This is a genomic window from Rhodococcus sp. IEGM 1370, assembly GCF_033142325.1.
In the GTDB taxonomy this organism is placed as follows: domain Bacteria; phylum Actinomycetota; class Actinomycetes; order Mycobacteriales; family Mycobacteriaceae; genus Rhodococcoides.
Genome location: NZ_JAWLRY010000002.1, coordinates 43568 through 66476, shown reverse-complemented (window position 1 = coordinate 66476; position 22909 = coordinate 43568). Strand labels below are relative to the sequence as shown.

21 protein-coding genes are annotated in these 22909 nt (G+C 66.6%); 11 read left to right on the top strand and 10 right to left on the bottom strand.

Annotation, left to right across the window (positions count from 1 at the left end):
• Positions 1-68: 68 nt before the first annotated feature.
• Positions 69-320, bottom strand: a complete 252-nt coding sequence (locus R4P47_RS03490) for a modification methylase HgiDII (protein ID WP_068051442.1) — start codon at positions 318-320, stop codon at positions 69-71.
• Between the two features lie 96 nt (positions 321-416).
• Here R4P47_RS03490 and R4P47_RS03485 point away from each other — a divergent pair, with 96 nt between their 5' ends.
• The 4 genes from R4P47_RS03485 to R4P47_RS03470 all read left to right on the top strand — a co-directional run bounded on the left by R4P47_RS03485 (position 417) and on the right by R4P47_RS03470 (position 7518).
• Positions 417-4994: an ATP-dependent helicase gene (locus tag R4P47_RS03485; protein ID WP_149405407.1), complete on the top strand. Its 4578-nt coding sequence runs from the start codon at positions 417-419 to the stop codon at positions 4992-4994.
• A 38-nt stretch (positions 4995-5032) separates the two neighbouring features.
• Positions 5033-5806, top strand: a complete 774-nt coding sequence (locus R4P47_RS03480) for a DNA-formamidopyrimidine glycosylase family protein (RefSeq protein ID WP_149405406.1) — start codon at positions 5033-5035, stop codon at positions 5804-5806.
• Positions 5807-5914: 108 nt separating this feature from the next.
• Positions 5915-6265 (top strand): YciI family protein, encoded by a 351-nt coding sequence (locus R4P47_RS03475; protein ID WP_149405405.1) that lies wholly within the window; start codon positions 5915-5917, stop codon positions 6263-6265.
• Positions 6262-7518: an RNA polymerase sigma factor gene (locus R4P47_RS03470; RefSeq protein WP_262498293.1), complete on the top strand. Its 1257-nt coding sequence runs from the start codon at positions 6262-6264 to the stop codon at positions 7516-7518. Before R4P47_RS03475 ends, R4P47_RS03470 begins: the two co-directional genes overlap by 4 nt.
• A gap of 148 nt (positions 7519-7666) precedes the next feature.
• Here R4P47_RS03470 and glpD read toward each other — a convergent pair whose 3' ends face one another.
• The 3 genes from glpD to R4P47_RS03455 form a co-directional block, all read right to left on the bottom strand.
• Complete coding sequence (glpD, locus tag R4P47_RS03465; protein ID WP_149405403.1) at positions 7667-9397, bottom strand: glycerol-3-phosphate dehydrogenase; 1731 nt, start codon at positions 9395-9397, stop codon at positions 7667-7669.
• A gap of 131 nt (positions 9398-9528) precedes the next feature.
• Entirely contained in the window at positions 9529-10749 is a 1221-nt protein-coding gene (locus R4P47_RS03460) for a PLP-dependent aminotransferase family protein (RefSeq protein ID WP_149405402.1), read from the bottom strand.
• A 139-nt stretch (positions 10750-10888) separates the two neighbouring features.
• Positions 10889-12292, bottom strand: a complete 1404-nt coding sequence (locus tag R4P47_RS03455) for an NAD(P)H-quinone dehydrogenase (RefSeq protein ID WP_149405401.1) — start codon at positions 12290-12292, stop codon at positions 10889-10891.
• Positions 12293-12473: 181 nt separating this feature from the next.
• On the opposite strand from R4P47_RS03455, the gene R4P47_RS03450 reads away from it, so the two are divergent.
• Positions 12474-12938 (top strand): gamma-glutamylcyclotransferase, encoded by a 465-nt coding sequence (locus R4P47_RS03450; RefSeq protein ID WP_037188123.1) that lies wholly within the window; start codon positions 12474-12476, stop codon positions 12936-12938.
• 13 nt (positions 12939-12951) lie between these two features.
• Here R4P47_RS03450 and R4P47_RS03445 read toward each other — a convergent pair whose 3' ends face one another.
• The 4 genes from R4P47_RS03445 to R4P47_RS03430 all read right to left on the bottom strand — a co-directional run bounded on the left by R4P47_RS03445 (position 12952) and on the right by R4P47_RS03430 (position 16552).
• Positions 12952-13416, bottom strand: a complete 465-nt coding sequence (locus tag R4P47_RS03445) for an SAM-dependent methyltransferase (protein WP_149405400.1) — start codon at positions 13414-13416, stop codon at positions 12952-12954.
• Between the two features lie 14 nt (positions 13417-13430).
• Positions 13431-14594, bottom strand: coding sequence for a M20 family metallopeptidase (locus R4P47_RS03440; RefSeq protein ID WP_149405399.1), 1164 nt, complete (start codon positions 14592-14594; stop codon positions 13431-13433).
• Entirely contained in the window at positions 14591-15754 is a 1164-nt protein-coding gene (locus tag R4P47_RS03435) for a M20 family metallopeptidase (RefSeq protein WP_149405633.1), read from the bottom strand. The genes R4P47_RS03440 and R4P47_RS03435 overlap by 4 nt, the downstream gene beginning before the upstream one ends.
• Positions 15755-15847: 93 nt before the next feature.
• A complete protein-coding gene (locus tag R4P47_RS03430) occupies positions 15848-16552 on the bottom strand; it encodes an enoyl-CoA hydratase/isomerase family protein (RefSeq protein ID WP_149405398.1) in 705 nt (234 codons plus the stop codon).
• Between R4P47_RS03430 and R4P47_RS03425 the strand changes: the two genes are divergently transcribed.
• Together R4P47_RS03425 and R4P47_RS03420 are read left to right on the top strand one after the other, a co-directional pair.
• Positions 16551-17453 (top strand): purine-nucleoside phosphorylase, encoded by a 903-nt coding sequence (locus R4P47_RS03425; protein WP_373454880.1) that lies wholly within the window; start codon positions 16551-16553, stop codon positions 17451-17453. The two genes, R4P47_RS03430 and R4P47_RS03425, sit on opposite strands and share 2 nt — an antisense overlap.
• Positions 17450-19051: a phospho-sugar mutase gene (locus R4P47_RS03420; protein WP_149405397.1), complete on the top strand. Its 1602-nt coding sequence runs from the start codon at positions 17450-17452 to the stop codon at positions 19049-19051. Before R4P47_RS03425 ends, R4P47_RS03420 begins: the two co-directional genes overlap by 4 nt.
• Before the next feature lie 18 nt (positions 19052-19069).
• Here R4P47_RS03420 and R4P47_RS03415 read toward each other — a convergent pair whose 3' ends face one another.
• Together R4P47_RS03415 and upp are read right to left on the bottom strand one after the other, a co-directional pair.
• Positions 19070-19918, bottom strand: coding sequence for a DUF2797 domain-containing protein (locus R4P47_RS03415; RefSeq protein WP_262498292.1), 849 nt, complete (start codon positions 19916-19918; stop codon positions 19070-19072).
• 80 nt (positions 19919-19998) lie between these two features.
• On the bottom strand, positions 19999-20622 hold the full coding sequence (upp, locus tag R4P47_RS03410) for a uracil phosphoribosyltransferase (protein ID WP_037188128.1): 624 nt from the start codon (positions 20620-20622) through the stop codon (positions 19999-20001).
• Positions 20623-20757: 135 nt separating this feature from the next.
• On the opposite strand from upp, the gene R4P47_RS03405 reads away from it, so the two are divergent.
• From R4P47_RS03405 to R4P47_RS03390, 4 genes are read left to right on the top strand one after another with little or no spacing between them, the layout of a single operon-like run.
• Positions 20758-21114: a type VII secretion target gene (locus R4P47_RS03405; RefSeq protein WP_141215329.1), complete on the top strand. Its 357-nt coding sequence runs from the start codon at positions 20758-20760 to the stop codon at positions 21112-21114.
• A 6-nt stretch (positions 21115-21120) separates the two neighbouring features.
• Positions 21121-22245 carry a C40 family peptidase gene (locus R4P47_RS03400; protein ID WP_149405396.1) on the top strand — a complete coding sequence of 375 codons (1125 nt, stop codon included), beginning with the start codon at positions 21121-21123 and terminating at the stop codon, positions 22243-22245.
• Positions 22242-22595, top strand: coding sequence for a hypothetical protein (locus tag R4P47_RS03395; RefSeq protein WP_149405395.1), 354 nt, complete (start codon positions 22242-22244; stop codon positions 22593-22595). Before R4P47_RS03400 ends, R4P47_RS03395 begins: the two co-directional genes overlap by 4 nt.
• Entirely contained in the window at positions 22592-22906 is a 315-nt protein-coding gene (locus tag R4P47_RS03390; RefSeq protein ID WP_094639011.1) for a YbaB/EbfC family nucleoid-associated protein, read from the top strand. The genes R4P47_RS03395 and R4P47_RS03390 overlap by 4 nt, the downstream gene beginning before the upstream one ends.
• Positions 22907-22909: the final 3 nt, after the last annotated feature.

The window sequence follows — 22909 nt, the reverse complement described above, 5'->3', positions numbered from 1 at the left end:
GGCTGCGAACACGACGAAGCCCCGGCCCGAGTGGGTGGGCCGGGGCCGGTGTCGTGCAGCGGTGCTGGTCAGCCGTACTCGGCGACCAGTCGATCGAATTCCTCGCGGTCGATGACCTGAGGCTCGTTGATGGCGAGAGCCTGCGCGTATTTGCTCGCCAGGTGGTAGTCGCGGCCGAGTGGCCCGTGCTCGGCATCGTCCTCGTCGGACTGGATGCTCGCGCCCGGAGGCACCTCGTTCTGCAGGCCGTTGGTCTTGCTGCCGAGCAGAGCGTCGAGTTTCGCGGAAATCTTCTGCATGATCTCTTGGTCGTCGGTCATGGGGGCGGTGTACCCGAATCGCTCGAATCGACACCGCCGCACGCTCGGGGAACGGCGTGAGGGTTATCTGTCGGTGCCCGGGGGCATGATGATGGGATGGCCAGGCAGAGGACGGGCACCGACGCAGCGGGCGAGCTGTCGGTGATGCAGAAGTTGTCGCGGCCGACCCGGGAATGGTTCACCGGCGCTTTTCCCGCTCCGACGTCCGCGCAGTTGGGCGCGTGGTCGTCCATCTCGAGTGGTTCGCACACCCTCGTGGTAGCTCCGACGGGTTCGGGCAAGACGCTCTCGGCCTTCCTGTGGGCCCTGGACGAGCTTGCGCAGCTGGGTGCGGACAGCACCCGCAAGACCAAAGTCCTCTACATCTCGCCGCTCAAGGCCCTTGCCGTCGACGTCGAGCGCAACCTGCGCGCTCCCCTCGTCGGCATCACCCAGACCGCCAAGCGCCTCGGCCTGAACCCACCGGAGATCTCGGTCGGTGTGCGATCCGGCGACACCAGCGCCGCCGACCGCAGGAACATGATCAAGACGCCGCCGGACATCCTGATCACCACCCCGGAATCGCTGTTCCTCATGCTCACCTCGGCCGCGCGAGACATCCTCGCCGAGGTCGACACCGTGATAGTCGACGAGGTACACGCCGTCGCGGGCACCAAACGTGGCGCACACCTCGCGGTGTCTCTCGAACGGCTCGACGCGATGCTGGACAAGCCGGCTCAACGCATCGGCCTGTCCGCGACGGTACGACCGCACGAAGAGGTGGGCCGATTCCTGGCCGGTGCCGCTCCCATCGAGATCGTCGCTCCGCCTGCACCGAAGACATTCGATCTGACGGTCCAGGTGCCGGTCGAGGACATGACCGAACTGGGCGTCACCGACCCGAATGCGGACACCTCGGCCGCTCCCCCGGCGCAGGGATCCATCTGGCCCCACGTCGAGGAGAAGATGGTCGATCTCATCCTCGAGCACAAATCGTGCATCGTCTTCGCCAATTCTCGACGTCTCGCAGAGCGGCTGACTGCGCGGCTCAATGAGGTGTACGCCGAACGGATCGGCGACGGCGTCGAGACCGAGCACAAACCGCCCTCGCAGGTCGGCACTCCCACCGACGTGAACCACGGTGCCGATCCATTGCTGGCCCGGGCCCACCACGGCAGTGTCAGCAAGGATCAGCGCGCGCTGATCGAAGACGATCTCAAGACCGGCAGGCTGCGCTGCGTCGTCGCCACCAGCAGCCTCGAACTCGGAATCGACATGGGCGCAGTCGATCTGGTCGTCCAGGTCGAAGCGCCGCCATCGGTGGCGAGTGGGTTGCAACGCGTCGGACGCGCAGGTCACCAGGTCGGCGAGATCTCCAAGGGTGTGTTGTTCCCCAAGCACCGCACCGACCTGATCCACTGCGCCGTCACCGTCGAACGCATGACGTCGGGCAAGATCGAGGCGTTGTTCGTTCCCGCCAATCCACTCGACGTGCTGGCGCAGCAGACGGTGGCGGCCTGCGCCCTCGAACCGATCGACGCCGAGGACTGGTTCGATTCCGTCCGTCGCACAGGCAGTTTCGCCACCCTGCCCCGATCTGCCTACGAGTCGACTCTCGATCTGCTCTCGGGCCGCTACCCCTCGGACGAGTTCGCGGAACTACGGCCAAGGCTCGTGTGGGACCGCGACGCCAACACTCTCACCGGCCGTCCCGGCTCGCAACGGCTGGCCGTCACCTCCGGTGGCACCATCCCCGACCGCGGCCTGTTCACCGTCTACATGGTGGGCGAAAAGCAGTCCAGGGTAGGCGAACTCGACGAGGAGATGGTCTACGAATCGCGAGTGGGTGACGTGTTCGCTCTCGGTGCCACCAGCTGGCGGATCGAGGAGATCACCCACGATCGGGTGCTCGTCAGCCCGGCGTACGGCCAACCCGGCCGGCTCCCCTTCTGGCACGGCGACGGCCTTGGCCGGCCGGCCGAACTGGGCCAGGCCCTGGGTGAGTTCCTGCGCAGCACCACCGATCGCAGCAACTTGGCCGACCGGTTGAGCTCCGACGGTCTCGACGCCAACGCCGTCAACAACCTCATCGCATTGCTCGACGAGCAACTCAAGGCCACCGGCCAGCTCCCCACCGACAAGACGATGATCGTCGAGCGGTTCCGCGACGAACTCGGTGACTGGCGACTGGTTCTGCATTCCACCTACGGCCAGCAGGTGCACGCGCCGTGGGCGCTCGCAGTCGGCGCGAGGCTGATCGAGCGGTACGGCATCGACGCCGCCCCCACCGCATCCGACGACGGCATCATCGTCCGGCTTCCCGACACCGACGACCAGCCACCGGGCGCAGAACTGTTCGTCTTCGAGCGCGACGAGATCGCCGACATCGTCACCGAACAGGTCGGCGGGTCGGCTCTGTTCGCATCGAGATTCCGCGAATGTGCCGCTCGCGCACTGCTTCTCCCCCGCCGCAACCCGGGCAAGCGAGCGCCGCTGTGGCAGCAGCGCCAGCGTTCGGCCCAGCTGCTCGACGTGGCACGCAAATACCCGACGTTCCCGATCCTGCTCGAGACCGTCCGTGAGTGCCTGCAAGACGTCTACGACCTCCCCGCCCTCGAGGACATCCTGGCCAGAATCGGCCGACGCCAGATCAGAATCGTCGACGTCGAGACGCCGTCACCGTCCCCGTTCGCCAATTCGCTGCTGTTCAACTACGTCGGCGCATTCATGTACGAGGGCGACAGCCCGTTGGCCGAACGCCGAGCCGCCGCACTGTCACTCGACTCGGCGCTCCTCGCCGAGCTGCTCGGACGCGTCGAACTGCGAGAGCTGCTCGACGACAGCGTCATCACCACCACCGAACTCGAGCTACAGCGCCTCCCCGAGGACCGCCACGCCAAGGACATCGAAGGCGTCGCGGATCTGCTGCGACTGCTCGGTCCGCTGACCGTCGAGGAAGTCGGCCTTCGAACCGACGGCGACGAATACCCGCAGTGGCTCACCGAACTCGCCGATGCCAAGCGGGCGATGGAGGTCTCGTTCGCCGGCAAGAACTGGTGGACGGCGATCGAGGACGCCGCGCGGCTGCGCGACGCACTGGGCGTCCCGCTTCCCATCGGAACTCCGGCCGCCTTCATCGAACCCGTCGACGACCCGCTGGTGGACCTGATCAGCCGGTACGCCCGAACCCACGGACCGTTCACCCTCGACGACGCCGCGGCGCGCTTCGGGGTGGGCACCGCCGTGGTACGCGACGTCCTGCGCAGACTCGCCGTCGACAAGCGCGTCGTCGAGGGCGAATTTCGGCCCGGAGCCACCGGCAGCGAATGGTGCGAGGCCGAGGTCCTGCGACGTTTGCGGCGCCGGTCGCTCGCTGCGGCTCGGCAGGAAATCGAACCCGTCTCCACCGCCACCCTCGGCCGCTTCCTGCCGGCGTGGCAGCACGTGGACAGCCGACGCCTGAGCGGAATCGACGGCGTCGCAACCGTCATCGAACAGCTTGCGGGCGTTCCTGTTCCGGCATCGGCCTGGGAATCGCTCGTGCTCTCGTCGCGGGTGACGGACTACAGCCCGGCGATGCTCGACGAACTGACCTCCACCGGGGAGGTGTTGTGGTCGGGACACGGCGCGATCTCATCGAAGGATGGCTGGGTGAGCCTGCACATGGCCGATACTGCTCCGCTGACCCTCGTGCCCGCTGCCGAATCCGACTTGTCGGAGTTGCAGATTCGTATTCAGGACGCCGTCGCGGGCGGCGGTGCGTACTTCTTCCGACAGCTCTCCGACACCGTCGGCAGTACCGACGACACCGCTCTGCAGGCTGCACTGTGGGAGCTGGTGTGGGCGGGCCGTCTGAGCAACGACACGTTCGCCCCGCTGCGCGCGCTGTTGAACTCCACGACCACCCGCTCGGCCCCGAGTCATCGAGCACCTCGTCGGACACCGCGGTTGCGCTCGTACCGGCAGTTCGAGCGGCCGTCCCTGCCCACCCGCACCGGACCCCCGACCGCGGGTGGACGATGGTCGAGGTTGCCCGAGCTCGAACCCGACCTGACCGTCCGCGCCCATGCGACCGCCGATGTACTGCTCGAACGCTACGGCGTGGTGACCCGCGGCTCGGTGATGAACGAGGGCGTGCCCGGCGGATTCGCCACGATGTACAAGGTGCTCACCGGATTCGAGGATTCCGGTCGCTGCCGTCGCGGCTACTTCGTCGATTCCCTCGGCGGAGCGCAGTTCTCCACCTCCGATGTGGTGGACCGGTTGCGCAGCTACGACGAACCGAAGAAGAACGCCACCGCCGTCGTGCTCGCGTCCTGCGATCCGGCCAACCCCTATGGTGGAGCACTGCCCTGGCCGAAAGCAGGCAGCGGCGAGGCCGGTGTCGGAGACAAGCCGGACGAGACGACGAAGCATCGGCCGGGTCGCAAGGCCGGTGCACTGGTGGTCCTCGTCCGGGGCGAATTGACGATGTTCGTCGAACGCGGCGGAAAGTCGGTGCTGACGTTCGGTGAGAACACCGAGGACATCGGCGCTGCAGCAACCGCTTTGGCGGCCACCGTTCGCCGCGGCGGAGTCGACAAGCTACTCGTCGAGCGGATCAACGGTCACGACATTCACGGCACGGACTTCTCCAAGACCCTGACCGAGGCCGGTTTCTCGGCGACCCCACGCGGCCTTCGTCTGCGTCGCTGAAGCACCGCAATACTCCCCAGGAACGAGAGAGGACACCGATGCCCGAGGGCGATACCGTCTGGCGCGCTGCCAACACCCTGCGCGCCGCACTCGAGGGCAGGCAGCTCACCACCTGCGACATTCGCGTACCCCGTTACGCCACAGTCGACTTCACCGGAGAGACCGTCGATTCCGTCGCCTCACGCGGTAAGCACCTGCTGATCAGAGTCGGGGGCTACGTCATTCATTCGCATCTGAAGATGGAAGGCACCTGGCACGTCTATGCACCCGGCGCTCGCTGGCGTCGCCCGGCGTTCCAGGCGCGGATCATCCTGAACACCGCCGACGCGCAGGCCATCGGTTTCGAGCTCGGAGTCCTCGACATCGTCGAGGACGAGGACGAGGTCGTCGGCTATCTCGGACCGGATCTACTCGGTTCCGACTGGGACCCAGTAGCCGCCCTGACCAATTTGGAGTCGGATCCGGCTCGTCCCGTCGGACTCGCTCTGCTCGATCAGCGCAACATCGCAGGGCTCGGCAACGTCTATCGAAACGAGATCTGCTTTCTGCGTGGCATAGACCCGCGTACACCGGTCGGCGACGCCGGTGACCTGAAGAAGACGATCGACCTGTCCTATCGATTGATCATGGCCAACAAGGATCGAAACCAACGCGTCACTACAGGGGATCGACGCCCGGGCCGACACTTCTGGGTGTACGGGCGCGAGAACAAGCCATGCCGACGCTGCGGAACCACCATCGAATTCGGGCTCATCGGTGACAACCCACTCGAGGAACGGCAGATCTACCACTGCCCACACTGTCAGAACTGAGGTCTGGCGAGATTGTCCGGTCCATGGTGTCCTTTTCGACGAACCCCGTTCGTCCTTCGTGTGTAGGTCGACGAATGGCGCCGACCACGACGATTCCAAGGAGACCTCATGACCGCATACGCAGCGATCGTCTACACCCATGACGCCGACTGGACATCGCCCGAGGTCGCGGACGAGATGGCCGAATACGGTGCATTCAGTGCCGCGGCCGGACCCGCGATCATCGGCGGAGCGGTCCTTCACCCCACCTCGACCGCCACCACGGTGCGCGTGTCGGGCGGGAAGGGAGGTGACGTCCTGACAACGGACGGTCCGTTCGCCGAAGCAAAAGAGGTACTCGCGGGGTTCTTCCTCCTCGAGGCACAGGACCTCGAAGCCGCGATCGCGCTGGCCGCACAGATCCCAGCGGCATGGAACGGAGCAATCGAAGTACGGCCGATCATCCCGATGGCTCAGTGAGCACACCGGCCGAGCACCTGGCGGCCGTGGTCCGTGACGAGGGTCGCCGAGTTCTGGCGACCCTCGTGCGCACCACCGGCAGTCTTGCCGTCGCCGAGGACGCAGTCTCCGAGGCCGTGGTGACCGCACTCGCTCACTGGCCTCGATCGGGTGTCCCCGACAATCCGCGCGCCTGGCTCACGACCGTGGCACGCAACAAGGCACTCGACATCGTCAGACGCGAGGCCGGGCGCACCACGAAGGAACGGGAGGCGGCGGATCTCGCCGTGCTGAAGCAGAATTGGAGCGAGAGCGACGAGTCCGCGATCGCCGACGATCTGTTGCGGTTGGTCTTCACCTGCTGTCATCCGACGCTCTCCGTCGACGCCCAGGTGGCACTGAGCCTGCGCACGCTCTGCGGGCTCGCCACGTCCGACATCGCCCGATTGATGCTCGTGCCCGAGGCCACCATGGCCAAACGCCTCACACGCGCGAAGAAGAAGATCGCAGCTGCCAACATTCCGTATCGAGTACCGGACTCGGCAGAGTTACCGCAACGACTCGACGCTGTGGCCACCACGGTGTATTTGATGTTCACCGCCGGCCATCTCGGGGGCGAGACGCTGGTGCGGCCTCGACTCTGTGACGAGGCACTTCGGTTGGCCCGCTTGCTGATCGACCTGATGCCGGACGAGCCGTCACTCCAGGGGCTTCTGGCCCTCATGCTGTTCACGGACTCGCGCCGGGCGACCAGGACCGATGAATCGGGCGGCCTCGCCAGGCTGGAGGATCAGGACAGATCTCGGTGGAATCGAGAGGCTATCGAGGAGGGTGCTCGGTTGATGGACAGTGCACTGCGTCGCAACGACTCTCGGCCCAGCCGCTACACCGTCCAGGCAGCCATCGCAGCATGTCACTCCACCGCAGCGACCTACGCCGACACCGATTGGCCACGGATCGTCATGTTGTACGACGCGCTCGTGGTTGTCGAGAACACCCCGATCGTGGCACTCAACCGCAGTGTCGCCGTAGGGGAAAGCCAGGGTCCTGCCGCCGGGCTCGATGCACTCGACGCCATCGATTCTCTCGGCAGCCACTACCTGTGGCATGCCTGTCGAGCTGTGATGCTCGATCGCCTGGACCGCGCGGAAGAGGCCGAGAACGCACGAACGGCTGCGCTTGCTCTCGACCCGTCGCCGGTCGAGAGGGCGTATCTCCGGGCGCAGCTCGCGCCGTCCTCGCGCCCTGTCGAGCAAAGACCGGAAGAAACCTGAAAGCTCGCTGTCAGGTGCGGCCAAGCCTGTTCACAGCTTCGCCGATCACCATGGATCGTATGTTGACACTTGCGATACTCACCCTGCTGATCATGGCCGTGTCCGGCGCGACCGCGGCTCGTGCACCCCGGACGCTGGTTCGACTGCGCTAGATTGTGCGAACGGGTTCGAGGATTTCCTGGCGGGCCTCGGGAGCGACGACTCGCAGAGCGTCTGCCGATTCATCGTCGGGCTGGCGCTGCGACTCGATCTCGGCTTCCACCCGGGCGCGGTAGGTCTCGACCTCACGGTCGACCATGGCCTCGTCCCAACCCAGCACGGGTGCGATCAACGCCGCAACCTGACCCGCGCAGTTCATCCCGCGATGGGAGTACTCGATGGAAATCCTGGTACGACGCGACAGCACGTCCTCGAGATGCAGTGCGCCCTCGGCTGCTGCGGCGTACACCACCTCCACCTGAAGGTAGGCCGGCGCATCGGTGAGTGGTTGCAGCAGTTCGGGTTTGCCGTCGGCCATCGCCAGCACCTCGTCGATCAACGAACCGTATCGATCGAGCAGATGCGTCACCCGATGTGGATGCAGCTTGTACATCTCGCCCAGATGCGGTGCCTGATTGACCAGGGCGAAGTAACCGTCGGCACCGACGAGGGGCACCTTCTCGGTGATCGAGGACGCCACCCGCACCGGGATGTCCTCGGCCGCCAGATCGACGGCGTCCTCGGCCATGACCCGGTAGGTCGTGTACTTGCCGCCTGCGATGGCGATGAGTCCCGGGGCCACCCGAGCGACCGCGTGCTCGCGAGAGAGCTTGGAGGTCTCGTCGCTCTCGCCTGCCAGCAGTGGCCGCAGGCCCGCGTACACACCGTCGATGTCCGCGTGGGTGAGCGGCGTGACAAGCACGCCGTTGACCTCGCCCAGGATGTAGTCGATGTCGGCTTTGGTGGCGGCCGGGTGCGCCAGATCGAGATTCCAGTCGGTGTCGGTGGTACCGATGATCCAGTGCGCACCCCACGGAATGATGAACAGCACCGACTTCTCGGTGCGCAGAATGATCGCGGCCTCGCTGACGATTCGATCGCGCGGCACCACGATGTGCACGCCCTTCGAGGCGCGTACGCGGAAGCGTCCGCGCATGTTGGACAGCGACTGGATCTCGTCGGTCCACACGCCGGTGGCATTGATCACCACGTGTGCCCGCACCTCGGTGGTGGCACCGGTCTCCGAATCACGCACGCGCACACCGGATACCCGGTCGGCCTCACGCAGGAAACCGACGACCTGGGTGGAGGTTCGCACCACTGCGCCGTAGTGAGCGGCCGTCCTGGCGACGGTCATGGTGTGCCGGGCGTCGTCGACGACCGTGTCGTAGTACCTGATCCCGCCGATCAACGACTTGCGTTTGATCCCGGGCGACATCCGCAGCGCACCCGATCGAGTCAGGTGCTTCTGCTGCGGCACCGATTTGGCCCCACCCATGCGGTCGTACAGAAAAATACCCGCGGCGATGTACGGACGCTCCCACAACCGGTGGGTGAGCGGGAAGAGGAACTTCAGCGGCTTGACCAAGTGCGGTGCGAGCGTGGACAGGGAAAGTTCGCGTTCGTGCAGGGCCTCACGGACCAGCCCGAACTCGAGCTGCTCGAGGTATCGGAGCCCGCCGTGGAACATCTTGGACGAGCGAGACGACGTTCCCGACGCGTAATCCCGCGCCTCGACCAGCGCCACCTTCAGTCCGCGCGTCGCCGCGTCGAGGGCCGCACCGGAGCCGACGACGCCACCGCCGATCACCACCACGTCGAACTGCTCGGTTCCGAGCTGGTCCCACGCCTCCACCCGCTGGTCGGGTCCGAGGAACTTCGTATTCGATCGGTTGCTCATCTCGAACGCTCCATATCCATCGAAAATCCCCGCATTGCTTGCACGTCAGGCTACCGCCCCAGGTCCTCCGGGCGCAGAACCTGCCGTGGTCGAAACAGTCCGGTCGAAGCAGTCGGGTCGGGGCAATCAGATCAGCGCACTCGCATCGACGCCGTGTGCGCGGCACCCAATCGTCGCACTGCCTCCGCCAGCACGGCCGGGGTCGATCCGGCGAAGCTCAACCGCAGCGAGTGACGGTACTGCGCATCCGAAGCGAACGCCGTGCCCGGCACGAAGGCGACTCCGTGATCGAGCGCCGCGTCGAGCAACTCGCCGGTGTCGGTTCCGTCCCGGAAGGTGGCCCAGGCGAACATCCCGCCAGCGGGGCGCGAGACGGTCAGCCGATCACCGAACTCGGCACCGAGAGCATTCGTCAATGCCGTTGCACGAGAGCCGTACTCGCGCCGCAGAACGGCCACATGCGCATCGAGCCACGCGGTGTCGGCGAGCATGTCCGCTGCCATCAGCTGCGTCATCGAGGATCCACACAGATCCGCGCCCTGCTTGAGCAGTTCCACCGCCGCACAGACGCTGGGCGGGGCGACGAACCAGCCGACACGGAGCGTCGGAGCGAGGATCTTCGACGCACTGGAGAGTCGAATGACGCGATCGCTGTGACACGCGATCGGCAGCGGCGGAGCGCCGATATCGGATTCCGTTGTGTCGAAACATATCTCACCGTACGGGTCGTCCTCGATGACCCAGAATCCGTAGCGATCCGCGAGAGCCGCGAGGTGGCGTCGACGCTGCTCGCTCATCGTGACTCCCCGCGGATTGTGGAAGTTCGCGACAGTGTGGACCACCGCGGGACGCAGCCCCGCCGCCAGTCTGCGTTCGAGTTGGTCGGTGTCCATTCCGGTATCGGTGATGGGAATGGACGCGATGCGCGCTTCGGCGATCGAGAACACCTGCAGCGCACCGGTGTACGCGGGCTCGTCGACCACGACGACAGCACCGGGGTCGATCAGGGCCTGCGCGAGCAACGTCAGGGCCTGCTGCGAACCGTGCGTCACGATGACGGACTCGACCGGAACGGGCATTCCCCCGCGCGTGAGCGATTCCCTGGCTGCAACGACGCTACGCAGAGTGCGGTGGCCGGATGTCTCGCAGTACTGCACCGCGTCGGGGCGACGAAGCGCAGCCTCTGCTGCTGCGGCGATGCGGTCGATCGGTATCAGATCGGTGGCCGGTAGACCTCCGGCGAGGCTGATCACATCGTCGCGTGCAGTCAGAGCGAGGAGGTCACGGATGGCCGAGCTGGTGAGCGAGTCGGTGCGGGCGGCCAGGCCGGCGGGACGGTACGTAGTGGACATGAGAGAGGCTCCGGGGCAGCAGGAATGGGGAGACGGCCCGCGGATCCGCTGAGTCGAAGAAGGAGCGGACGGGTGTGTCCGCTCCTTGGACTGTCTCACGTGCTACCGAAATATGAAACGCGATTCTCACATGATGAGATCAGTCCAGATCGTCGTGCGCCATCAACTGACGCGCGGCCTCGATGACCGAACCGGACAGCGACGGGTACACCGAGAACGTGTTCGCCAGGTCGTTGACCGAAAGGTTGTTCTGTACCGCCATCGCGATCGGCAGAATCAGCTCCGACGCACTCGGGGCGACCACGACACCACCGATGACGACGCCGGTCGCCGGGCGGCAGAAGATCTTCACGAAACCACGCTTGAGCCCGCTCATCTTCGCTCGCGGATTCGTTGTCAACGGCAGCATCACCACGCGCGCCGGTACGTCACCGGCGTCGATCTTGGACTGCGCGACGCCGACCGACGCGATCTCCGGCCGCGTGAACACCGCCGAGGCGACGGTCTTGAGCTTGATCGGGCTGACGGCCTGTCCCAGTGCGTGATACATCGCAATGCGTCCCTGCATCGCCGCAACCGAGGCCAGCGGCAGCAGACCGGTGCAGTCACCGGCTGCATAGATACCGGCGACAGCGGTCCGCGAGACGCGATCCACCCGCAGGTATCCGCCCTTGTCGAGTTCGATACCCACCTTCTCGAGTCCGAGACCGGAGGTGTTGGGTACCGATCCGACGGTCATCAGGGCGTGGCTGCCCTCGACGGTGCGGCCGTCCGACAGCGTGACCAGAACGCCGTCGTCGGTGCGAACGACCGAATCGGCGCGGGCGTGCTTGACGAGGGTGACGCCGCGCTCGTTGAACGCGTCCTCGAGCACCAGCGCGGCGTCCTCGTCCTCGTGCGGAAGGACGCGGTCGCGGCTCGAGACCGCGGTGACCTTGACGCCCATCTCGGTGTAGGCCGAGACGAACTCGGCACCGGTCACACCGGATCCGACGACCACCAGGTGCTCGGGGAGGGACTCGAGATCGTAGAGCTGACGCCAGTTGAGGATGCGTTCGCCGTCGGGCTCGGCTCCCTTGACCACGCGGGGACGGGCACCGGTCGCGACGAGCACGACATCGGCGTCGAGGATGCGCTCTTCGCCGTCGGCGAGCACCGCCTTGATCTGGTGCGAGGCCATCCCGACGTGGGAGTCGATCATCTCGGCGCGTCCGGCCAGCAGCTCCACGCCGACGGAGGTGACGCGGTGGGCGATGTCGGAGGACTGCGCCTGCGCGAGGCTCTTCACACGGTCGTGAATCTTCGGCAGCGCGACGGCCGCCTGCGACGGATCGAGGGAGATACCGAGGTCGCTGGCTCGACGCATCTCGGTGCGAATGCCGGTCGAGGCGATGAACGTCTTCGACGGCACGCAGTCCCAGAGAACGCAGGCACCGCCGATACCGTCGGAATCGACGAGCGTCACCTCTCCGCCGTACTGTGCGGCAACCAACGCTGCTTCGTACCCTGCCGGACCACCACCGATGATCACAATCCGGGTCATTGATCCTCTTCTCGCATGCTCGAAATCTCTCGCTGTGTCGCGTCAACGGTATTCCAGAGGCTGCCCTCGCGCGTCGGTAGGGCTGGCTTGCCTTGCCCCGCAGGAGGGCGGACCTGCGGCGACGCACCAAAACACGACCACGAGGCGTCAGTGTGCACCGATACGGTTTAGGCTGGCCGACGTGCCAATTTATGCCGCCTACGGATCCAACATGCATCCGGAGCAGATGTTGCAGCGATGCCCTCACTCGCCCCTGTCGGGAACCGGGTGGCTGCACGGATGGCGGTTGACCTTCGGCGGTGGCGACATCGGTTGGGAAGGCGCGCTGGCCACGGTCGTGGAGGATCCCGACTCGCAGGTCTTCGTCGTGCTCTACGACGTGTCCGAGGAGGACGAGGAGAGCCTGGATCGCTGGGAGGGGTCGGAACTCGGTATTCACCGGAAGATCCGGCTGCGCATCGAGACCGGCCGGGAGCCGGTGCTCGCCTGGATGTACGTGCTCGACGCCTACGAGGGCGGCCTGCCGTCGGCACGCTACCTCGGCGTCATGGCCGAGGCAGCCGAAATCGCCGGTGCCCCAGCCGAATACGTGCGAGACCTACGAACCCGCAACAGCCGCAACGTCGGTCCCGGTACCGCCTCGTAGTTCGAGGGACGGATCAGAAGTAGTTCTTCATCACCGACGCCACCCAAGCCGGCTCGGTCACATCCGCACGTTCCGGAACCATGGACTGCAGGAACGGCTTGACATCGAACACCGGTGTGCCGTCGATCGCGTCGAGACCTCGGACTCGGATGCGCAGTCCGTCCACGTCGACGATCTCGCACCGCGACACCCCGAGATGATTGGGCCGGTCCTTGACCCGTTGAGCGAGGACTCCCACCCGAGGAAGCGTCGTGTCACCGCGGGGGTGCCGAGAACCGGTGGTCGTCTCGGCCGGATCGCACAGGTGGAAGCCGTAGACCACTTCGAGGTGGGAGAATTCCGCGAGACCGAGGGTCGAGTCGGCGTCGAGCACACTGTCGTGGAGGTCGAGGACGGATTCGACCGATCCCCAATTGTCGTCCACCACCTCGACGCGTTCGGATCTGACGATCCCGATCGGCGACACATCGAACGCCATCTCGTCTCCTGCCTCTAGTTCGGATCCAGCGCGATTCCGGTCATCACCTTCACGCCCACGGCCAGTGCTCGTTCGTCGAGATCGAAGGTGGGTTGGTGGATGTCGAGTTGCGGTCCGGTGCCCGGCCACACGCCGAGTCGAGCCATCGCGCCGGGCACTCGTTCGAGGTACCACGAGAAATCCTCGCCGCCACCGGACTGCGCGGTATCGGCCAATGCGTCGGGTCCGACCCTCTCGATCGCCTTCTCGAACGTGTGCGTGGACGCCGGATCGTTGACCACGGGAGGCACGCCGCGACGATAGTGCAGCTCGAAGCGGACACCGGTCGGTGCGAGCAATCCGGTGACGATCTCGCGGACCAGCGGCTCGAGCAACGCCCAGGTCTCGTGGTCGCCGGTGCGGACGGTGCCGGTCAGCATGCCGGTCTGCGGTATGGCGTTGGGGGCCTGGCCCGCGACCACAGCTCCCCACACCATGACCGTGCTGGTCCGCGGGTCGACGCGCCTGCTCAGCATTCCGGGCAGGCCGGTGATGACGGTGCCCAGTGCGTAGATCAGATCGGTGGTCAGGTGCGGCCGAGAGGTGTGTCCGCCGGGCGAATCCAGCCGCAGCTCGACGGTGTCGGCAGCAGAGGTGATCGCACCGAGGCGCACGCCGACCTGCCCCACCTCGAGCCGCGGATCACAGTGCAGCGCAAAGATCTTGGTGACACCGTCGAGCGCTCCCGCGGCCACCGCGTCGAGGGCACCGCCCGGCATGACCTCCTCGGCGGGCTGAAAGATCAGGCGCACCCCGTACTGCAGGTCCGGCAGTGACGCCAGCGCCAATCCGGTCGCGAGCAGCACCGTGGTGTGTGCGTCGTGCCCGCAGGCGTGCGACACCCCCGGCACGGTCGACGAGTACACCGCGCCGGTGTTCTCCTGCAGCGGCAGGGCGTCCATGTCCGCCCGCAACGCCACCCGCGGACCATCGGGCCCGATGTCGCAGATCAACCCCGTTCCACCGGGGAGTGGCTTGGGCGACAGACCCGCCGCTTCGAGATGCTCCATCACGAACGCGGTGGTGCCGAATTCGCGTCGAGCAAGTTCCGGATGTGCGTGAATGTGCCGCCGCCACAGAGGCAGATCTGCCGTGTGCGCGTGAATCCACCGATCGATCGCGTCCTCGCGGGTACTCACGACTGCGCCGCCGAGCGAGCGGTCACGCCGTCGAGCAGACGGGCGCGAGTACCGGGATCGGCTGCGGCGCGCGCAGCAGTTCTGGCGAGACCGAGAGCTCCGTCGAGCAACGCTCGATCGGCCGACTCGGTGACACACGCGGCGGCGAACTCCGGCTGATGGGTCACCGCTCCTCCCGCATCGAGGCCGACGACGGGATGAATACCGGGTAGAACATTCGTCACGTTTCCCATGTCTGTGCTGCCCAACGGGCGAAATCCTTCCAAATCCGGAGCCAGGGGCGACCGGCCCAATGCTTCGATCTCCTGCCGAAAAGCCGCAGCCAGCCACGAATCCGGCGTCAACGCCGCATAGGTCGGCGACACCGTACGGATCTCGTGAGTGCACCCGGTGGCGATCGCTCCTGCCTCGAAACACGCGTACGTCTTCGCCGTCAGAGCGTGGAGCGATTCGGTGGTGTTCGCGCGCAGGTAGTAGAGCAGCTCGGCATGGCCGGGCACGATGTTCGGTGCCACACCCCCGTCGCTGACGATGCCGTGCAGCTGCTGACCCGGCGACAGATGCTGGCGCAGGAGCCCGAGTGCCACCTGACTGATGGTCACCGCGTCGCCTGCGTTGATTCCCCACTCGGGAGCAGCCGACGCGTGCGCGGCACGGCCGGTGAACTTGACCGCGATGTCCGCCAGCGCCAGCGAGGTCGCACCCACGATGTCGAAGGGACCGGGATGGACCATCAACGCCGCGCCGACGCCGTCGAACACTCCTCGCTCGAGCATCAAGACCTTGCCGCCGCCGGTCTCCTCGGCCGGGGTACCGAGCACTCGCACGGTGATCCCGAGCGCGTCGGCGACCGGAGCGAGCGCAAGCGCAGCACCCACAGCCGAGGCCGCGATGATGTTGTGCCCGCACGCATGACCGATCTCGGGCAGAGCGTCGTACTCCGCACAGATTCCGATCACCAGATCGCCGCTGCCGAACGACGCGGTGAACGCGGTGTCGATGCCTGCGACGGCCGTCTCGACCTCGAAATCGTGGGCCCGGAGCGTGTCGAGGATCTTGGCGACGCTGCGATGTTCGGCGAACGCCAGCTCCGGTTCCGCGTGGATCGAGTGCGAAAGCGCAACCACTTCGTCGGTGGCGTCGGCCAGGGCGCGGTCCATCGCCTCACCCACGTCGGCACTGTTCGATTCGTCGATCACGAGAGACAGTGTGTCACTAGCGCGACCGACTGTCGGAACAGCTGTGCCGAGTGACTACTTCCCGAAGCTGAAGTTGCTGTCGTCGGTCGCAGTGTTCAGCGCGGCGAGCAGATCCACGTGCATGCGAGCCTTGATGCCGGCCAGGTTGGCACCCCGGGTGCTCGTCAGTGCGGCGGCCTTGGCGACCGCGTCGGACACCAGCGACTCCTCCGCCGCCGTCGCCTCGACGATTCCGGCAGCCACGGCGTCGGCACCGCCGTACCGACGACCGGTCGTCATCGCCTCGACGGCGGTCTGCTTGGGCAGCCGGGAGTTGATCAGAGCAGACATTCCGACGGTGAACGGCATGTTCAGGTTCACCTCGGGCAGGCAGTAGAAGCCGCGATCGACCCGTTGGATGCGGAAGTCGTGGGAGGTGGCGAACATCGCCCCTGCGCCGAATGCGTGGCCCTGCACAGCAGCGACGGTGGCCATCGGAAAAGCGAGCAACCTGGTGTAGAGAGTGTGCACGCGATCGAGATACCAGGTGATCTTGTCCAGGTTGGCGAACAGCCAGTCGGTGTCGAGGCCGTTGCTGTAGAACTTGCCCGCCGACGTGGTGACCAGCGCCGCCGGACCGGTCGAGGCCTCGACCTCGTCGAGCAACGCGTGGGTGGCGTCGATCCAATCCGGGTGAAAACGGTTCTCGGGATTGTCCGCTCCGTCCTGGGCACCGAGGAACAGGATGTGGACGTCACCGTCGCGTTCGAGATAAGGCATGCAGCGGATACTACCCAACAGTAACTTCCGCCGGTCGCACATCCGTTGCGTCGATCTCCTACTGTTGTTCATCGTGGCAACCACCGACGCACATGCGACCGACCCAGTGACCGATCCCGAGGGTGCCGCGCGCACCGCCGCCGACGCACTCGCCGCAGCAACCGGAGTCGACACCCACACCGTGGCCATCGTTCTCGGTTCCGGATGGCAGGCGGCAGCCGACGTCTTCGGCTCCCCCACCGCGACCGTGCGCATGGCCGACCTGCCCGGGTTCGCGCCACCGTCGGCGTCGGGCCACTCCGGCACCATCACCTCGGTGGACGTCGGCGGCACCCACACACTGCTGCTGCAGGGACGCACGCATGCCTACGAGGGGCACGACCTGCGACGCGTCGTGCATCCGGTGCGGACCGCGATCGCGGCAGGTGCCACGACCGTCGTGCTGACCAACGCTGCAGGCGGTATCCGAGACGGCATGAGCGTCGGGCAGCCCGTGCTGATCTCGGACCACCTCAATCTGACGGCTCGTTCGCCCCTCGTCGGGGCGGAGTTCGTCGATCTGGTCGACGCGTACTCCCCCGAACTTCGGGCCCTTGCGGCCGACATCGATCCGTCTCTCGAGGACGGCGTCTATGCCGGCCTTCCCGGTCCGCACTACGAGACGCCCGCCGAGATCAGGATGCTGCGCACACTCGGTGCGGACCTCGTGGGAATGTCGACCGTGCACGAGACGATCGCCGCGCGAGCGAAAGGCGCACGCGTCCTGGGCATCTCGCTGGTGACCAATCTCGCGGCCGGAATGACCGGTGAGCACCTGAATCACACCGAAGTACTCGCTGCAGGCAAGGAGTCCGCTGCCCGCATGGGATCGCTGTTGCACGAGTTGGTCTCCCGCCTGTGACCGAGAATCTCACCGAGCGAGTACAACGATGGATCGCAGGCGATCCCGACCCCGCTGCTCGCGAAGAACTCGACGGCCTGCCCGATGCCGAACTCGCCGACAGGTTCAGCGGACCGCTGACGTTCGGTACCGCAGGTCTTCGTGGCCCGGTGCGCGCGGGACCGAACGGGATGAACGTGGCGGTGGTGACGAAAACCTCGGCCGGCATCGCAGCCTGGTTGGTCGAGAACGGTCTGGGTGGGTCCACCGTCGTGGTCGGTCGCGACGCCAGGAACGGCTCGGAACAGTTCGCCTTCGCGGCCGCCGAAACCTTCTCCGCCCAGGGCTTTTCGGTGGTGATGCTGCCTCGGCCGCTCCCGACCCCCGTCGTCGCCTTCGCGGTGCGGGCACTCGATGCCGAGCTCGGCGTGCAGATCACCGCGTCGCACAATCCCGCTGCGGACAACGGGTACAAGGTGTATCTCCGCGGCGGCTCGCAACTGATCCCGCCGAGCGACGCCCAGATCGAAGCGCTCATCGAGGCCACTCCCGACGCGATCGAGATTCCGCGCGCGATCGTCCAGCCCGGCGGCTCCGACATCGCTTCTCGGTATCTCGATTCCGTTGTTGCACTGCCACGTTCGAGGGGTCGCGACATCCGCATCGCATTGACTCCCCTACACGGCGTCGGCGGTGAACTTGCGATGGCAGCACTACGTGGTGCGGGGTTCCGCGATATCCGGGTGGTCGAGGAGCAGTTCGAGCCCGATCCAGCGTTTCCGACCGTCACGTTTCCCAACCCCGAGGAGCCAGGAGCAGCCGACGCCGTGCTCGCGCTGGCGGCGGACATCGACGCCGACATCGCGATCGCCCTCGACCCCGACGCCGATCGTTGTGCGGTCGGGGTGCCGACGGACAGCGGGTGGCGCATGCTGACCGGCGACGAGACCGGGGCCCTGCTCGCGAACCATCTCCTCGCCGATGCGCCCGCCGACTCGTTGGTGGCCAACACGATCGTCTCGTCGCAACTGCTCTCGGCGCTCGCTCCGGCGCGCGGCGCTCGCTATGCCCGCACCCTGACCGGATTCAAATGGCTCGTCCGCGCGGGCGAGGGCCTGGTGTACGCCTACGAGGAGGCCATCGGGCACTGTGTGGATCCGAACGTGGTGCGCGACAAGGACGGTATTTCGGCCGCGGTGGTGCTCGCAGATCTGGCCGCCGGCCTGAAGCAGGATCGTCGCACCCTGCTCGACGTACTCGACGACCTCGCGGTCGAGTTCGGGGTTCACCTGGGTGCGCAGGTATCGCGGCGGGTCGCGGACCTCGCCGACATCGGGAACATGATGCACCGGTTGCGCAGCGCACCGCCGACGGAACTGGCCGGCCGGACGGTCACCGTCCTGGACTACGCCCAGCGCGACGACGAATTACGCACCGACGCAGTCGAGATCAGCGGGTCGGGGCTGCGGGTGATCGTGCGGCCCTCCGGCACCGAACCCAAGCTCAAGGCCTACCTCGAAGTGATCGAGCACGTCGACGGCCCCGAGGACCTGCCGAGAGCGCGGGCGGCGGCAGCCGAGATCCTGGCCGAACTGACCGACTTCGCCCAGCACCTCTAGGCGTCGACGACCCGAACGTCAGAACAGCGCCGACTGCACCGCAGGCAGATCTGATGTGAAGGCCCCGAGTTCGATTCGCCGACCCTTCAACGGCGCAAGATCCACGACGTAGGTCTCGTCGTCGACGGTCGCGATCACCGCCTGCCCGACGCATGTCCTGATCTCGAGTCCGTGGGAACCGGTTGCGACATCCGCGGGGTAGGCGACGCGGCTGACCTTCTCGCTCAACGCCTCCCGGCCTGCGGGCGGGACCCATGGTTCGTCGATCGGGGTGCAGCCGGCGACGCCGGCCTCGGTCAGCATCTCGCGGACCTGCTGGGCCCGGACGGCGACGGCGGCCTCGAGCCTGTCCACGTCGATCGGCAGACACAGCGACGCGGCTTTCGCCGCGGACCGCACGGCCTGCCGTAGCCCCATCGATTCGGTCACGAGGTCCTCGGCCACCCGGACGGCCTTGCCGTCGTCGGCATGGGCGACGTACTGCGCGCAGATGGCACCCTGCTCGGCGAGCCGACCCCATTTGCGCGTGTCCGCCGCCGTCCCGATCTTGAAGGTGCCGTTGGCGAACGCCGCAAGGTACAGCCAATGCGGTTGCATCACATGTTTTTCCAGATCGCGCGAGACGAATCCGCTGCGATGCACGGTGTGCACGAATCGAAAGCTGTCCTTGTCGGCGCACGTCGCGCACTGTCCCGACGCGACGGCCCGCTCCCGACCGGGGCACGGCACGTAGCGCGGCGGGCCGTCGGCCCGAAATGCCATGCGCCCGGTGCAGTACCGATCGGTCGAAGCACCCGGCGCACGGAAACCGAGCCTGCGGCCGACCAGTTCGTGGAACTCGATCTGCTCGGTGTCGACGTCGAGCACCCGCAATCTCGGTCGCGGTGCAGGTGACGCCTCCGAGGGCCAGGAGACGCCGAGAACCAATCGACCTGCGACAGAGGGAGTCAGCGCGGACCGAACTGACGATCGCCCGCGTCACCGAGGCCGGGAACGATGAAGGCGTTGTCGTTGAGGCCGTCGTCGATGCTCGCTGCCACCAGTCGCACCGGTAGTCCCGAGGCTTCGAGCGCGGCAACTCCTTCAGGAGCGGCCACGACGCAGATGGCGGTCACGTCCGCCGCACCGCGGCCGACGAGCAGTTCGATCGTGTGGACCATGGATCCGCCGGTGGCGAGCATCGGGTCCAGCACGTAGACGGGCGTCTGCGACAGGTCGTCGGGAAGGGATTCCATGTACGGGACGGGCTGGTGAGTTTCCTCGTCTCGGGCCATTCCGACGAAACCGACGCGGGACTGCGGAATGAGGCTGCTTGCCTTCTCGACCATGCCGAGGCCTGCGCGCAGAACCGGGACCAGCAACGGCGGTCGCGCCAGCCTGGTGCCCTCGGTGACCGCGACGGGCGTGCGTACCTCGAAGGTGTCGATCGCAGCGTCGCGAGTGGCCTCGTAGACCAGCATGTGAGTGAGCTGACGCAGAGCCGACCGGAACGTGGCATTGTCGCTGCGCTCGTCCCGCATCGTGGTGAGCAGGGCTGCGGCCAGTGGGTGATCGACCACGTGTGTTTCCATGCCGACAAGGATAGGACCTGGGCGGCAGGACGCGAACGGCAACTCGGGGGAACCGAATGGCACGTACCCGCGTCGAACCAATTGGGCGTCGCACTCGGCGACCGTGAATCGATCGCATTCTCAGGGGGGGCACTGATGGCCGAGCTCGTCGTCGAAACCGAGGGGGTCCTCGCGTACGGTGCGGTGGCGTCGACCATGGCCGAGCAGATCGCCGCGGCAAGTGCCGCCGCCGCCGCGTGCGGCCCCGCGGTGCTGGCTCCGGTCTTCGGTCTGATCGGACAGGAATTTCTCGGTGCGGTCACCGGCACCCATCTGGCGCACACCGACGCCGTCGTACGCCTGGCGAGCACGGTGGCGAGCATCGGTTCCGCGGCCACCGCATCCGCGGTGTCGTACGCCCTCACCGATGCCGGCACCGGCGCAACCGTTGCGGCCTCGGCTGCTGATACCACCGCGGCCTCGGCCGCCGGTATCGCACAGGACGAGCGGTAAGCGCCGATGATCGATCTGCTGGCCCGTCCTATCGTCGATCTGCTCGGAGCCTTCGGGAACGGGGCGCTCCCCACCGGCGGTCCTGCCGACGTACTGCGTGTGTCCTCGGCAGCGATCGAGGCGGCGCAGGGAATCGGCAGGGTCGCGATCACCGAGCTCGCGGCGAACTGGAACGGTGACGCCGCCGACGCGGCCATTCGGTACGCCGAGAACGCTCATACGAGCGCACTTGCCCTCGCCGACCACGCCGACGACATCGCTGCCGTGGTCGACCAGGCCTGCCGCGACACCAATCGAGGCTTTCTCGAACTGCAGTCGATCGTGCACTCGTTCGTGGGAATCGCACTGTCGGCCGGACCGATCATCGCCACCCCGCCGGGGCAGACCATGCTGATCACGGCGGCCATCGAACACCTCGAACGAGCGCTCGTGGTCGTGGCGCGCGTGCGGGGCGAGTTGGCCGTCCACACCGCGAAAGTCGGCGAACTGGCCGCTCCCCCGACAGTTCCCGGCCCCGTAAGCGGCGGACCGACATCGTCCCCCGGCTCACCCTCGAATCTCATGACCTCGCCCGCGACATCACAGGTGATCGAAGCAGGCGAGAAGCTGGCGAAGACGTTCGCGCAGTCCGTCTCCTCCCCTGCCGCCGGAGCCGAGTCACCGAGCAACGGCGGTGCCCACAACTACCTGGGCAATCCGGGCACCGATCCCTACCGAACCCCCGACAGCACCGGCCGGGGAGTCGAGATCCGGCTACCGGACGGCAGTACCGTCACCGCACCCAACGCCGAAGCCGCAGGTGCCGTCCGTAGCGCACTGACCCAACAGGGCGTGCCCTACGCGTGGGGCGGCACCACGCCGGGCAGCGGACTCGACTGCAGCGGATTGACCCAGTGGGCGTACGCACAGCAGGGCGTCGAGATTCCGCGTCTGGCACAGGAACAGGACATCGGCTCCGCCGTGGCACCGGGTGAGGTGATGCCCGGTGACCTCGCCGTCTGGGACGGACACGTGGCCATGGTGATCGGCAACGGTCAGCTCGTCGAGGCAGGCGACCCGGTGCAGGTGGGGCCGATCAGAACGACCAACAGCGGTATGGGCTTCAAGGGCTTCTACCGTCCGACCGAATGAAGGGCCGGCCAGTGACGGACTCGGACGTCACCGTCGTCAGCGCCGTATCGGGAACACGATCGGGATCGGTGACGGTGCGCGCCACCGAACACGGACTGCCGATCGGGATCACGATCGACGAACGCGAACTGCGCTACGGCGGAGGCGCTTTGGCGTCGACGATTCTCGAGCACTGTGTACGGGCGAGTGCGGCCGCACGAGCTCAGCGCCGCACCCTCCTCGCCGAGGACGGCGTTCCCTCCGATGTTCTGAATCGTCTCGGTCTGCCCACCCGTGCCCGAGTCGCCGCCGAGGCGAACGAGCATCTCGCAGAGGACTCCGCACCCACGAGTTGGTTGAAGCAGGTATGACCCACGCCCACACCACCGAACTCGACGCTCTGGTCGGCAGCGCCCAGCACCGGCTGGATGCACTTCGCGAAACGCACGAGCGACTGGACCGCATCAGAATTCGACTCACCTCGCCGGACGATCTGGTGACCGTCGTCGTCGATGGGTCCGGCGCCCTGGTCGAACTCGAACTCGCCGAGAACCTCGGATCGGTTGCCGCTCATGCACTCGCGTCGACGATCACCGTCGTCGCTGCCGACGCTGCACGTGCGGCGCTCGACCAGCGCGAGGCGATCCTGCAAAGTCTGCAGGGTTCGTTCACAGACTCCTGAGAT